This window comes from Arcanobacterium phocae, assembly GCF_018913465.1.
Lineage (GTDB): Bacteria > Actinomycetota > Actinomycetes > Actinomycetales > Actinomycetaceae > Arcanobacterium > Arcanobacterium phocae_A.
Genome location: NZ_JABAPM010000004.1, coordinates 1 through 13,305, shown reverse-complemented (window position 1 = coordinate 13,305; position 13,305 = coordinate 1). Strand labels below are relative to the sequence as shown.

Sequence of the window (13,305 nt, the reverse complement as noted above, 5' to 3'; positions counted from 1 at the left end):
AAACGACTATCGCAGTTACTGCCTAGCCGGCAATCAACGCAACAACGCCCACCAGCAATGGCGGAATCATCGCCCGAGCCGCCCCATTAATCGCTGGCGACGGGCGTGGCATCTCCAATACTCCGCGTGCAGTCAGCAAATAAGCACTCGCCGTGAATACCCCGATCAACACCGACGATTCAACCCACAGCTGAGTCAAATAGCCAAAACCAATCGCAAAAGCAATACCGTTAACAAAACCAGCAATCCGCGCCGCCACTGAATCAAACGCATGCATAACTGCCACAATCGCTATCGCCATGGCAGTCACAATGACAACATTTTTACCGTGACTTAACCGCATTGCATGGATCCATAGCGAGCCCGACATCAACACAACCGCGCCAGCAAAACCGCCCGAGAGCTGCTCGATCAAACGCGGTCGCCCATCGGTGCGGAACATTTCCGCAATGAACGCAGCAATAACACTCGCCGCCCCGACAATAGCCGAATGTGCAACAGTCCCAAAAAGGCCCGTCACAATCAGTGCGATAGCCAACAACGTCAGCATTGTGCGCGGGATTGCATGGGCCGGCAAATCGAGCAAGCTCGGCCAGCCTGCGATAAAAATCGCGCTCATGATTGCTACCGCAGCCGCAATAGCATACGGGCCAAACACAGCTCCAACTGCCAATGAAGTTGCGGCATAAATCCCGATCAATGCGCGCGCATAGCCAGCTCGCTTTGCCCAGGCTGCGGTTAAAAGCTGATCTGATGGCGACTGGGCCGAGGCAGGTTGCGGCGAGGCAAGTTGCAGTGAGGCAAGTTGCGGTGACGCAGGCACAGACTGAACCGGCACCGACGCAGACACTTCATCAAGGGTTGATTGTGGTTCCGTTGTATTCACAAATTACATTGTTTCACAACTGGCAAATTATTGGGAAAGATGGGACGAAACACAAGATAGTGAATCCGCTAAACCCGTCATGCATCACCTAAGCGACCCTGCAACAGTGTGCAGTAGAAATGGAAAGTGTGCACCTATTTTGGGGTGACAAACCAAGGCAGGCACCACTATAGTTTTAGACAAGACACCGGGTCGTGAAAGCCCCGGGCTCCAAATATTTGCCGCTACGAGCGGCCTTCGCGCCGACAGGCGCTCTCGGATCCGGTGTCCTTGACTTCGGCAGGGGTCGCGGCGAAAGGTTGCGACCCCTGTTGCGTTGCCCGGCCCTGGCTGCCCACCCGGCGGCTCCACCCAGTAACCCTGGCCCGGCTGCCTCACCCGGCAGTACGCACAAAATCTCGTCCAGCGAAACGGTAGTACTCTATAGGCCTCTACCGTGCTGGATTTCGAGATTTTATACGTAGCAGAGAGAGTTCACCAAACATCGGACGGCAATTCGCCCGGTATTTCAGCCTGATCAGCCCGGAATACCGCCGGAGACCTCCCCTGGCGCTCATAGTCCCGAAGCAACGCCACAATCCAGGGTGCCAACGCCCAGATCGCAACAAGGTTCAGTAACGTCACCACAAACATTGCGGTGTCCATAACTGTCCATACGAACGTTAAGGCCATGATTGAACCGATGAAGCTGAAAACCACCAACACTGCACGGGAAATCAACTCAAGTGGTCGCGATTTTTTCAAAAAGACCAGATTAGCCTCACCATACGCATAGGCACCCAAGATTGAGGAGAATCCGAAGAAGAAAATCATGATTGACACCGGCCACGCCATCCACGACCCCAGGGTAGCGGTGATTGCATCGGTGGTGATATGCGCAGCATCTTCGGCAGTGACGGATGAGTAATCGAGCGCTCCGGTGGTAGATACAATAAACCCGGTTGCAGTGCAGATAACAACTGTGTCCAGAAATACCCCGAACGCTTGAATTAAACCTTGCTGAACCGGATGATCTACCGTTGCTGTCGCGGCAGCATTCGGAGATGTCCCCATGCCTGCCTCATTAGAGAACAAACCACGGCGCGTCCCGTTCAGCAACGCCGCTACGAAGGCCGACCCCGTCCCCACGAAAGTTTCCCGCAACCCAAAAGCCGACGCGAAAATATCGGCAAAGAACTGCGGGATTGCACCGATGTTTAAGCAAATAATAATAAGAGCTACCACTAAGTAGAACAGTGCCATCAACGGCGCAATAATCTCGGTCGCCTGTGCTACCCGGCGCACGCCGCCAAAAAGCACGAGTGCGGTTAGCCCAGAAATAATCAGCCCAATAACCCAAGGCTCGACGCCGTGAGCACTTGAGATAACATGCGAAATTGTGTTCGCCTGAACCATTGGCATCGCAACGAACATACAAAAGACCATGGCAGAGGCAAAAACAACTGCTAGCTTGCGCGATTTCAAGCCGTCCATAATATAGGAGGCCGGACCGCCTCGAAAAGACCCATCGTTATGGCGAAATTTGAAGATCTGCGCCAAGGTCGCCTCCGAAAAAGCAGTGGCCATGCCTACGAGTGCAACTATCCACATCCAGAAGAGCGAACCGGGACCACCCAGGATCATTGCCAAAGCTATACCGGTAATGTTTCCAATTCCGATGCGGGTAGACATCCCCATTGCAAATGCTTGGAAAGATGAAATCCCACCCCGCGCACCACTACGTGAATGCACGAGGTTGCGTGCCATCCCTGTGAAATGCCGGAGCTGGACTGCTCGAGTTCGAACCGTGAGATACAAGCCGGTCCCCACTAAAGCACAGATCATTATCCAGGTGTAGAGCCAATCATTAACACTGCTTAGCCAGGTAGTCATATCCTGAATCACGTCGTCAACAGCCACGCCTACACCTCTTTCCATAGGAGTATTTTCGTCATAAACAACGCCATCTTACCGGCTTCTCGCACTAGATAGACCAGTTGTCCACTATATAGTCATGAAACGGCTGCGCCACAGAAGCGCATATAAGCTGGCTGTCCAGAGACAAAAGACCTTGTGAAATATGCGACTCACGTCTACTTAATTCATGATTTAACAAGCGCACTTAGCTTTCGCCACGTAAGGTGAAAGCGACAACTGTTCACTTAGTGTTCTGAGGGCATTGTGAGTCTAAGTAAATTTGCACCGGGTAAAGCCGTGCTGGAAATGTTCGCAAAGCAAGCCAACCATATCGTTTCTGCTGCTGAGATTTTGGCACAGATGGGTACGGCTGACCGTTCAACTCGTAAGGATCTGAACAAGAGACTTCACCAAGTTGAAAACCTCGCAGATGACGGCACCCATGACGTCTTGCAGAAGGTTGCCCACAGCTTTGTTCTTCCTTACGATCGTGAAGATATCTACGGTCTTGTTTCAACTGTTGATGATATCGTTGATCTGATCGACGAAGCTGGCGACAACATGGTTCTGTACCGGGTCAATGAGCTTCCTGAAAAAGCACTGGAGATGATCGACATCATTTCTAAGTGTGCAGTTCTGACGAACGACGCCATGAAGCTTATTGCGTCGATGGGCGAGCATACAAAGAAATTCGCGTTGGAGATTAACCAGCTTGAGAACCAAGGCGACAAGATTTATCGCAAGCTTATGCGAGAGATCTTTGCCGACGACGACGCGAACGCTTTAGAAGTCTTGAAGATCAAGTTCGTTGTTGATGCACTCGAAGCAGCAATTGACAGTTTTGAAACTCTAGCCGTGTCAATCGAGGGCATCGCGATCAAGGAGTCCTGATGTTCGCTTCGACCACCCTTATCGTTGGCATGGTGATCTTGATTGCGTTCGCATTCGATTTCACCAACGGCTTCCATGATGCCGCGAATGCCATTGCTACCTCGGTAGCTACCCGTGCGCTTGCACCGCGAACTGCGCTAATCATGGCCGCGATTATGAATTTCGTCGGCGCCTTGTTAGGAACTGGTGTTGCTGAAACTATTGGTTCAGGCATTGTTGACATCAGCGGTGTGGAGAATCAGCTCGTAGCCTTATTCGTTGTTTTGTCTGGACTTGTTGGTGCAGTTACCTGGAATCTCATAACGTGGTGGCTGGGGCTTCCGTCGTCGTCGTCACACGCATTGATCGGCGGACTTGCGGGTGCTGGCTTGGCCGCATCTATTTCAGTTCAGTGGAGCGTTATTGGCGAAAAAGTTGTGTTGCCGATGTTCGTCTCTCCCGTTGTGGGATTCGTGTTGGCTTACCTACTGATGTCAATTGTGATGCGCGTCTTCGCTAACTTCGCCTACCGTCCTACGATGCGCCGGTTCCGTTATGCGCAAACGGTTTCCGCAGCAGCAACCGCTTTGGGTCACGGCTTGCAAGACGCGCAGAAGACGATGGGCGTTGTTGTTCTCGCCTTGGTCGCTGGCGGATTTCATGAGGGACATGCGGTACCACTGTGGGTCAAACTCGGTGCAGCTTCTGCGATTTCGTTGGGAACCTATTCTGGCGGCTGGCGAATTATGAAAACGTTGGGTTCGAAGATTATCGATCTTGATCCGTCGCAGGGTTTTGTCGCCGAATCGGTGGCGTCGTCGGTCCTTTACACGACGGCTTTCTTGTACCACGCTCCAATTTCGACGACGCACACTATCACGTCTGCGATTATGGGTGCGGGCGCAACGAAGCGGCTTTCGGCTGTTCGCTGGTCAGTCACGAAGTCGATTGTAGGCGCATGGTTCTTAACCATGCCGGCAGCCGCGATTGTGGCAGCTGTTTTCTATGCGGTTTTCCATTTCTTGTTTATCTAACGCGTAGTAAGCATTAGTCCTTTCTTTCATTTGTTGGGCAGTCAGGTCTTTCCGATTTGGCTGCCCAACATTTATAGTTACTGGTAAGGCTTTATCCGAAGGAGCAACCATGTCCACTTCCACACCCAGCACGTCGTTTTTTGCAAACCGTCTGACTATTTTCGTCACAGTTTCCTTGATTGTTGTGGCCGCCGTTGGATTTGGGATTTGGCGTTGGGGACAGAGTCTCAATTACTGGGGAACACCGAAAGCATTGTCGGCTTTGCTAGCAGAGGATATTTCGCGCCCGACGGCGCTCGGCTTGGAGCCAATAGATTTTTGGCAAACTCCCCCGGCTGGTTTTATGGGCAAGTCTCTACCCTATGAGGTTCGGTATTCTGTTAGCGAGGATGCCGACGGCGAGACGCTGGCAGTCCTTCAAAAGGCCGCTACCGACGACGGATGGGTTGCCGATTCTTCATGCCCCGAATCACTTTTATGGTGTGCAAATAAACGAGATTCATATGGACCGACTAAACGACTAACGATCTCTTTACCAGAAGATATCTCACCTATCGGGAACAACTTCCCAATAATAGTGTCTGTAACATACTATTAGACTCATGAAATTTGTAACGAAGAAGTTATTCGCAGGTTTTGTTGCACTATCAGCATCATTATTCACTGCCTCTCCCGCATTAGCGGACACATCTCACCAAGATGAAAAGTATCTGACCTTAACTCTCATTGGAGATTCCTACACAGCCGGTAACGGTGCTGGTTTGTATTATGGACCAACCGAAGCATACCGGAGTATGCGAAACTGGGGTCACGTTTACGCTGACCAGCTTAATGCTGCGGGCGTCCACACCACAGTACATAATCTAGCCGAATCGGGGCAGGTTACTAAAGGAGTATTAGATAAACAGATCTCCCAAGTTCCAGTAGATTCAGATATCGTTCTGTTTACTATCGGCGGTAATGACATCGAGTTCCAAAATATTATATCGGGTTGCTTTGTTCCATATCCTGTTGGAGAATATGCCAAATGTAAGGCGGCTATTTCTACGGCTAACGATAAGATCGATGCGACCTTTAAAAATGTGGAAGAGATTCTTAACCAACTAAATGAACGCTTATCAGCAGATGCTGAAATCGTCATGGTTGGGTACCCGTATTTATCGCTAGACAAAGAATTTATCTTGTCTAGTGGCTGGTTTGGATCAGGTGACAAATACGATGCTTCACGTGAAGTACGAGCCTTTGGTAAAAAGGCAGTTGATCTACAAACTGGTCTTGTAGCTAAGTGGAACGAAACTCCTTCTCATGTGAAAGTGAAATTCGTTCCAACTCATGTTGCTTTTGAAGGCCACGAACCAGATCCAAGCTCAATTACTTACAACCCGAAACGCTGGTTTAATGAGCTAGCCGAAGAAAATGGTCGCGCTGACAAAAACGGCATTACTCAAGCAGAGTGGTCAAAGAACACCATGATGTTCTATCATCCGAATATCACTGGTCATGAAGAAATTGGAAAACTTCTTTATAAGGCTATTGGAGTGCCGAATTCTGCCCGCACACAACAAAGTTACGCTCGCCCGATCGACGTTACTTTCCTAGTTGAAGCGTCCTCGCAGACAAAAGCAAAGCTACCTGAAATTAAGAAGCAGATTCGTCGTATCGCTACAGAAACTTTTGATGCCTCTGCGAATGCGGACAAAGATGCCCGTTTTAGCTTAAAATCGTACGTTGGCGACGAGCCAATTCCTTATGCGGAAGCTCAGGCTGATACCAGCCTCCCAGATGTTCCACAATCTGAAGCAAATTCTCCAGTAGAATCAGTTGTACCTGATCTACCAGATGATTCCCAGCCTAAGGCCACTGCCACTCAGCCTTCAGAAACTACTGCGCCAGCAGAAGCTATCGAGCTAGAAGAGAACGCTACTCAGTCCACGGAGACTACTAAGCCCGCAGCGGGCACTGAGCCAGCAGAAGTTGCCGATCCAGCACCAGCAGATGGCAACGTGGATGCCCCAGCTGAAGGACCAGCTGCAACAACGTCATTCGGCGAGCTTTCTGATGTCCTTAACTCACTTAACAATTTAGGCACAACCACGGACCAGAATGCACAAGATTTCTTGACAACCCTTAAAGCTGTAACCGAATCGAATGAATGGCGCGCTGAAGCTCGAAAGATTGTCGTCGTCATTGGCGATGCAGAGCTGAAGGATACATCCAAGCTTGGTGAGAAAGTTCAGAGCCTGCTCCTGAGCGCATTCGCAGCTAACACTGTCGAGTTTAACCTCATCGACCTTGACGCTGACCGTACTGATCCCATCCCATCTCTCTTTACCCGAACTGGTGGTCGGATGCAGCTACTTGGCGATTTACGTCCACTGATTCTGGAAGCACCTACCGCAAAACTCGGTCAAGTTCCTACCCAAAAACAAGGTCACGCCGTCGAGTTCAGTGCTGATGGATCTTTCTCACCTAACAGCGACATTGAGTCATATGCATGGGATTTCAACGGCGATGGACAACCAGATGCCACCACATCAGAAAACAAGATATCGCATGCTTTTACAACAGTAGGCGAGCATACTGTTTCGGTTACCATCACAGATAAGGACAAGCAAACCGCAATCGCTACCATCATGGTTGGTGTGACAGAAGATGGCGACTTAGTCGATCAAAGCATCGACAACTGCCCAGATGTTGCGAATGAAGATCAGCTCGACACCGATAGCGATGGAGTCGGCGATGCTTGCGATAACTTGAACCTTGCTGAAATTCAGAAGAAGGTTACCATGGGAGCTGAAGCTCAGAGCTTCGACATTCATTCGGTATTACCTAAAGCAACCGACATCAAGTTAGCACTGGAGTCTGAAACTCCACAGTCATGGAATGTATCATTGAATGATTCCACTCTTTCCTACGCTACGACTGATAAAGCAAAAGCAGGCGACACCGTAGCCGCTATGTTGACTATGAAGGTACCTGCTGGAACAACGTTTAAGCGAAGTGCGCAAGAGATGAAGGATATGGCAGTTCGAGTGACATTGACTGCTACCGAAATCATTCCGGCACTGGATCTGACCCCAGCCAAGGAAACAATCCCAGCACTAGAGCTCACCCCAGCCACAGAAACAGTCCCAGCCATGGAACTCACCCCAGGTAAAGAAACAATCCCAGCCATGGAACTCACCCCAGCCAAGGAAACAATCCCAGCACTAGAGCTCACCCCAGCCACAGAAACAATCCCGGCACTGCCGCTCGTACCGGCAACCACGTTGCCACAATCACCAAAGGTTGTGGAGGCACAAGCAACGGGAACTGGCCTAGCTAAAACAGGATCGAGCGTTGGCGCAGTTGTACTATTCGCGATGATTCTTATTACCTCTGGTATGACCCTTAGTATTCGCAAGGAAAGCTAAAATAGTCATCTGATAGAGAACCAAGGGGCCGGCGAAGAATGATTCTTCGCCGGCCCCCTGCTAGCTACACTTGCCCGTGATGGAATGCTTTCTCCCCCGCCAAATAGAACTCTTGAGCAGTCCGAGCCATGGCAGTATTTCGCCTAGTCACCTCGGTAGCAAGCGGATGATCATCGTCCGAGATCCACAGTGGCTCAACGCTAGCAATAAAGTCAGTAAACCGTGCAGACTGCCGGACAACATCTAAAAAGTCCCCATCAAACGAGCCGGAAAAGACTCGATCCCATAGTTTTTTCACACCGATAGGATCTAAAACGCCAGCATGTTCAACGCCTGCCTTTTGTGCTGCGCTAAATCGTTGCCGAACGTCATCAGGGAACCGACGAATCCATTCCCGAAGCAGGTAACCACGCCACAAAATACCAGGCAACGACGTTTCCGGTGTATCCACCCATGACTCTGCTACTACATCTATACCTTCATTAGCAATTACTTGGTGGAGCCTTGCTGTAACCGCATCATCGATATCCGCATCAAACGGGATAAGAGCATGTGCAGTCGCATAAGCTAATTCCAGCTTTGCTTCAATATTGACGTCACCATCAATAACCTCTAGTTGCTCTGGACGTAACTGAGCTGGACGGCGAAACGATGTATTCATGGGATAGGCCTCCTTCAAAGCACTATAGCTACAGTCAGGATTTCTCAAGCCATAGTTTACTGACCATCATAACCAAAACACTGTTGGTGGCATCGCAAAAAGATACTGATTGCGAAATCCACTAGGCAAAACCAATAAACAGAAAATTTGGCGAGACCCCACGGCACACTGATTTTCGTCACATATTCTGATTTTTACTCTGAGCCAATTAAGCGCTATACTAATAAAAGTTTCGACGCAAAAATGCATCGAAATGACGCTTGGTTTCAAGCGTGGGCCTCTAGCTCAACTGGTTAGAGCTGCGGACTTTTAATCCGTAGGTTGTGGGTTCGAGTCCCACGGGGCCTACGAAATATCGCCGGTACTTAATGTACCGGCGATTTTCATGTCTACTATTGTCTGTTAAGTGTCAGCTATTCGTCCGAGTCTCACTGCTCAACCGACGTAGGTTACTCGTTCGCCGTTTGCGCCAAGGCGCGCGCTTTACGGTGCCCAAACGGCTGAAAATTAACCAGCGCCACCGCCGTCGTAATAAACACAAGACCTGATAGTTCACCAACGGTCGGAACCTGCCGTAAAATAATCAACCCCACAAGCAACGACGTAGCCGGCAGTAACGAATTGAGCAATGCAAACGTGGGTGCGCTTATCCGACGCATGATTACCGCATCCATCGCATAAGGTGTCACCGAGGACAGCAACGACACAACCATGATCAGTCCTAACACACGCCCGTCAGTAAAAATCGGCCCCACATGCGGCAAAGCCACCGGAAGCCAGACGAGCGAACCCACAAACATGCCGATTGCCAGCGAATCGAGCCCGTTCCCGCTAACCGCGATTTTGCGACCCACATACATATAGACCGCCCAGCACAGTCCAGCCAAGAGCGCGAGTATTAAGCCATGCATCACCTGCGGATCACTAGTGTCTACGCCGATCCACGAGATAGTGAAGACGCCGGTTGCCGCGAGCACAATGCCAGCTCGAACCCGCCATCCGGTTCCTAAAAGCGTTGCCAGAATAACCGGGCCTAAGAATTCCAACGCAACCGTGGTGCCGAGCGGGATTCGCGCAATCGCCATATAGAAAATGACGTTTGTAGAAACAATCGACACCCCGTAAAACATGCTGTGCCCGAAATCTCGGCGGCCTTGCGCAGTTACTAAGGATATGCGGGGCCGCCGCCAGGCAAGGAGCATAAGTGAACCGAAAAAGCCGCGCCCCCATGCCACTGCGATTACGGCGACGCTGGAAAACAGGCCGATTGCTATAGTTGCGCCAGTGTATTGGATTGCGGCCGTGGTGAGCAGTATAACCGGCGCCCACGCCCATGTTTCAGTTGAGTTCTCGCCCATGAAACCTTGCCTTTAATGCTTTTAGTTGAGATCTACCTCAATAATAAGGCCCGCATGGTCCGAGATTAGTGTGCTTAACGAACGGGAATGTTTCGCAACTATGCGATGCCCGAGCATGTGGTCGATCTGCCAGCGAGGTTCAGTGTGGGGGAAAGTCAGCTCGGTAGCAAGAACAGTTCGCGGAATCGTGGTGGCCTCCGGTATCTTCGCGAGCGTGTCCGCCACTGCGTCGGGACGCAGGTTCATATCACCGCTTAGCAATATCGACGACGACGCAGCCCCACCGGGAACGCCCCACATCGTGGCAACGTGCTCAAATCCTTCGGCGACGATCTGTAGCTGGCGTGGCGCTGCTTGCTGGTCAATATCTAGATGTGTGGTGCCAACAAGGAGTGGCTGAGCTCCCGTGTCCAGTTGTACGTAGAGGGCTACTCGCGGTTCGGGCCACCGTATTTTCCAGCTCTCATCTGGCTTGCGGTAGATGGGTTTCACGATTGGTGGCAGGCGCAAATACCGTGCTGCACGGATAGGCAGCCTGCTGAGAATCCCCACTCCGTAACCGAAAGCAGATGGGGCGTAAGCGTATGCCATATTCAGGTTTTTCGCTAGTATCTGCACCTGACCGCCTCGTTCCGTGTGACCGGTCGTGAATCGGGCACGGTACGGACCGTCAGCTTCTTGGACCATCATCACATCAGGTGCGAGGTCCTGTAGCTGTGCCACCGCTTCTGTGAATGCTCCTTCGTGGTTGTCACAAGCGGGGCGCCCATGTTCTAGATTTAGTGTGACACAGCGCAAGCTCATCAGTTATCGCCACCATCTGGCTCGAAACGCAAAGACACTGAGTTCATGCAGTAACGCAAACCGGTAGGTGTTTGTGGCGAATCATTAAAAACGTGCCCTAGATGCGAACCACAGTTAGCGCATCGGACCTCGGTTCGGATTCGCGGCGCCAAGGTGCGATCCTCAATGTAAACGACTGCCCCTTTTTCATCCGGGTCATAGAATGACGGCCAACCGCAGTGGGAATCGAACTTCGTTTCCGAAGAAAATAGTTCCGCATCGCAGGCCCGGCAGTGGTAAATACCGGAACGGTTTTCGTGTAGGAGCTCGCCGGTTCCTGGACGTTCTGTGCCAGCTTCACGCAACACAAAGAACTCCATATCGGTGAGAAGGTTTCGCCATTCTTCTGGCGTCTTATCCAGCTTGTATTCAATGTTTTCCGTGGGCTTTGGAGTTTGTTCTGCGTAAGCCATATTATTCTTCCTCATCGGTTGTACTATCAGTGTGATCGTCAGCGTCTACTTTTTTCGTATTCGCTGTCTGCTCTAGTTTTCTATTGCGTTCTTCATAGGCGTCCTCACCAGGTCCGGCATATTGCTCTGCACGTTTCTCAGCTTCTTCAGAACCGTGGAATATTGCTGACTGGTATCCTGCTGGAGCTTCGTCGGTGCCGACGACGTCGAATTCGTCCGTTACTGGCTTCATCTCAAAATTATCATCGCCGACTCGCTCAGCAAGTGGGGTGCGCGCAAATTTTTCGAGCTCAGACCGCGAGATCACAGTAGTTGCAGCGGTGGTCGTCGTCGGCGAGTCTGGTGTGAAAGCTGGCGGCTGCGAGCCGAGACGCTTATCAACGCGAGCTTCGGTTGCTTCGGTGGCTTCCGCAAAATTCGGAGCGTCGTCAACAATGCGACGATAATGTGGAATGGCTTGCGGTGCTTCATGTTGGATCCACTCAACCATTGATTCACGTAAATAGTGTCGCAAATCAATGAGAGCACCAGCATTACGAGCAGAGACGATGGCACGCAATAAGATCGTACCGTTAACAGCTTCGGCAACCTGGAGAACACCAGTACGACCATCCCATAAATCAGTGTTAGCCAACAGGTGATCGAGCTGCTTGCGCGCCTGCTGTACCGGCACAGCCCAGTCGACCTGCCATTCGACCATACCCATCATTTCTGGCGATCGCCGGGTCCAATTCTCAAATGGCTCCTCCGTCATTTTGGTTGATGGAACCATGATGCGCCGTCCATCCCACACTGCTAGCACAACGTATGTCAGTGTTATTTCTTCAACCGTGGCCATTAGGTCATTGAAATAGACGATGTCTCCCACGCGCATTGAATCTGAGAAGGCAAGCTGGAGTCCTGCAAACACATTGCCGAGCACTGATTGGGCCGCTAAACCAGCAACAACCGATAAGAGGCCTGCTGATGCGAGTAGCGAGGTTCCTGCAGTGCGAGCAGCTGGAAAAGTCAACAGGATGAGGCCGACTGCGAGCACCCAGATAATTGCTCCAACTACTCGGTGGATCACTTGGACTTGGGTTTCGATACGGCTTGCTCGTTCTTCAGACGATACTTCCATACGTAGATAGACGGATTTAACCAGTCCGTTCGTCAGCGACACAATTGCGCCGGCAGCCACCACAATGAACAAAATAAGGAAGGCATGATTGAGCCACCCGTACCAATGTGGCACATGCGACTCGTCGATTCGCTCAGCTACAATTCCAAAGCCGATCCATGCTCCCAGGACAATCAGCATCAGACCAAGCGGTTTACGAATCGTGGTATGCACCGGGGTGTAATACTTATATCGCCCCGCAAAAAGATGGCTAATTGACATCAGCACAATCGTGGTTACCAGCCCAACGAGAGCGCCCACTACAGCGCCCGCAACAAAACTCAGCACATCAACCGTCACCTCCACAACAGCTTCGGCTTTTTCCGCAGCTGGGGTGGCGGGATCGTCTGTTGTTTGGAGGAATAGCGGTATCTTCGCAATCACGTCGTGAACTAAAGTCAAAGAAGTCATAATCTAAGCCTAGGCTATATCCGCTTAATACCAACGAAAAACTGGCTTCTAGCGAACAGTGACAGGCAACACAGTGGATTCGTTTTGCATTATGGGGCCACTTCTGGCTAAGCTATAGGGGTTCCACTCGAACGGAAACGTTCGGAACAAGAAGCCTTCGGGTTTCGCCCCCATCGTCTAGCGGCCTAGGACCCCGCCCTTTCACGGCGGTAGCACCGGTTCGAATCCGGTTGGGGGTACGACTTCCCACAAGGAAGCAAGATATCGAAAGATATCGGCCGTAAGGCCCTGTAGCGCAGTTGGTTAGCGCGCCGCCCTGTCACGGCGGAGGTCGCGGGTTCAAGTCCCGTCAGGGTCGCCA

Annotated in this window: 11 protein-coding genes and 3 tRNA genes; 7 read left to right on the top strand and 7 right to left on the bottom strand. The window is 51.2% G+C overall.

Going from position 1 to position 13,305, the window contains the following annotated elements; genetic code table 11:
- Nucleotides 1-22 precede the first annotated feature (22 nt).
- Both KSO86_RS05940 and KSO86_RS05935 read right to left on the bottom strand, forming a co-directional pair.
- Nucleotides 23-886: a hypothetical protein gene (locus KSO86_RS05940; protein WP_216379079.1), complete on the bottom strand. Its 864-nt coding sequence runs from the start codon at nt 884-886 to the stop codon at nt 23-25.
- 474 nt (nt 887-1,360) lie between these two features.
- Complete coding sequence (locus KSO86_RS05935; RefSeq protein ID WP_216379078.1) at nt 1,361-2,803, bottom strand: alanine/glycine:cation symporter family protein; 1,443 nt, start codon at nt 2,801-2,803, stop codon at nt 1,361-1,363.
- 243 nt (nt 2,804-3,046) lie between these two features.
- Between KSO86_RS05935 and KSO86_RS05930 the strand changes: the two genes are divergently transcribed.
- The 4 genes from KSO86_RS05930 (at nt 3,047) to KSO86_RS05915 (ending at nt 8,099) form a co-directional block, all read left to right on the top strand.
- Nucleotides 3,047-3,673, top strand: a complete 627-nt coding sequence (locus KSO86_RS05930) for a DUF47 domain-containing protein (RefSeq protein ID WP_216379077.1) — start codon at nt 3,047-3,049, stop codon at nt 3,671-3,673.
- Nucleotides 3,673-4,686 carry an inorganic phosphate transporter gene (locus tag KSO86_RS05925; RefSeq protein WP_216379076.1) on the top strand — a complete coding sequence of 338 codons (1,014 nt, stop codon included), beginning with the start codon at nt 3,673-3,675 and terminating at the stop codon, nt 4,684-4,686. Before KSO86_RS05930 ends, KSO86_RS05925 begins: the two co-directional genes overlap by 1 nt.
- 109 nt (nt 4,687-4,795) lie before the next feature.
- Nucleotides 4,796-5,284, top strand: coding sequence for a hypothetical protein (locus KSO86_RS05920; protein ID WP_216379075.1), 489 nt, complete (start codon nt 4,796-4,798; stop codon nt 5,282-5,284).
- Nucleotides 5,285-5,288: 4 nt separating this feature from the next.
- Entirely contained in the window at nt 5,289-8,099 is a 2,811-nt protein-coding gene (locus KSO86_RS05915; RefSeq protein ID WP_216431947.1) for a PKD domain-containing protein, read from the top strand.
- Between the two features lie 64 nt (nt 8,100-8,163).
- Here the strand turns inward: KSO86_RS05915 and KSO86_RS05910 are convergent, their stop codons facing one another.
- Entirely contained in the window at nt 8,164-8,760 is a 597-nt protein-coding gene (locus tag KSO86_RS05910; protein ID WP_216379766.1) for a hypothetical protein, read from the bottom strand.
- 274 nt (nt 8,761-9,034) lie between these two features.
- Between KSO86_RS05910 and KSO86_RS05905 the strand changes: the two genes are divergently transcribed.
- Nucleotides 9,035-9,108: transfer RNA gene (locus tag KSO86_RS05905), tRNA-Lys, on the top strand.
- Nucleotides 9,109-9,209: 101 nt separating this feature from the next.
- On the opposite strand, the gene KSO86_RS05900 is transcribed toward KSO86_RS05905, so the two are convergent.
- Genes KSO86_RS05900 through KSO86_RS05885 form a run of 4 tightly spaced genes read right to left on the bottom strand, consistent with a single transcriptional unit; the run spans nt 9,210 to nt 12,944 of the window.
- Entirely contained in the window at nt 9,210-10,118 is a 909-nt protein-coding gene (locus tag KSO86_RS05900; protein ID WP_216379765.1) for an EamA family transporter, read from the bottom strand.
- A gap of 21 nt (nt 10,119-10,139) precedes the next feature.
- The gene (locus KSO86_RS05895) at nt 10,140-10,922 is read right to left on the bottom strand and encodes an endonuclease/exonuclease/phosphatase family protein (RefSeq protein ID WP_216379764.1); all 783 of its coding nucleotides are present in this window, start codon (nt 10,920-10,922) and stop codon (nt 10,140-10,142) included.
- Nucleotides 10,922-11,374: a peptide-methionine (R)-S-oxide reductase MsrB gene (gene msrB, locus KSO86_RS05890; RefSeq protein WP_216379763.1), complete on the bottom strand. Its 453-nt coding sequence runs from the start codon at nt 11,372-11,374 to the stop codon at nt 10,922-10,924. The genes KSO86_RS05895 and msrB overlap by 1 nt, the downstream gene beginning before the upstream one ends.
- A 1-nt stretch (nt 11,375) precedes the next feature.
- Nucleotides 11,376-12,944, bottom strand: coding sequence for a mechanosensitive ion channel family protein (locus KSO86_RS05885; protein ID WP_216379762.1), 1,569 nt, complete (start codon nt 12,942-12,944; stop codon nt 11,376-11,378).
- Nucleotides 12,945-13,110: 166 nt separating this feature from the next.
- On the opposite strand from KSO86_RS05885, the gene KSO86_RS05880 reads away from it, so the two are divergent.
- Both KSO86_RS05880 and KSO86_RS05875 read left to right on the top strand, forming a co-directional pair.
- Nucleotides 13,111-13,183, top strand: a tRNA-Glu gene (locus KSO86_RS05880).
- 45 nt (nt 13,184-13,228) lie between these two features.
- Nucleotides 13,229-13,305, top strand: a tRNA-Asp gene (locus KSO86_RS05875).

Bases quoted from the DNA above. Each gene is read 5' to 3' on its own strand.
- KSO86_RS05935 (WP_216379078.1), bottom strand. From the start codon at position 2,803: ATGGAAAGAGGTGTAGGCGTGGCTGTTGACGACGTGATTCAGGATATG.
- KSO86_RS05925 (WP_216379076.1), top strand. From the start codon at position 3,673: ATGTTCGCTTCGACCACCCTTATCGTTGGCATGGTGATCTTGATTGCG.
- KSO86_RS05920 (WP_216379075.1), top strand. From the start codon at position 4,796: ATGTCCACTTCCACACCCAGCACGTCGTTTTTTGCAAACCGTCTGACT.
- KSO86_RS05915 (WP_216431947.1), top strand. From the start codon at position 5,289: ATGAAATTTGTAACGAAGAAGTTATTCGCAGGTTTTGTTGCACTATCA.
- KSO86_RS05910 (WP_216379766.1), bottom strand. From the start codon at position 8,760: ATGAATACATCGTTTCGCCGTCCAGCTCAGTTACGTCCAGAGCAACTA.
- KSO86_RS05900 (WP_216379765.1), bottom strand. From the start codon at position 10,118: ATGGGCGAGAACTCAACTGAAACATGGGCGTGGGCGCCGGTTATACTG.
- KSO86_RS05895 (WP_216379764.1), bottom strand. From the start codon at position 10,922: ATGAGCTTGCGCTGTGTCACACTAAATCTAGAACATGGGCGCCCCGCT.
- msrB (WP_216379763.1), bottom strand. From the start codon at position 11,374: ATGGCTTACGCAGAACAAACTCCAAAGCCCACGGAAAACATTGAATAC.
- KSO86_RS05885 (WP_216379762.1), bottom strand. From the start codon at position 12,944: ATGACTTCTTTGACTTTAGTTCACGACGTGATTGCGAAGATACCGCTA.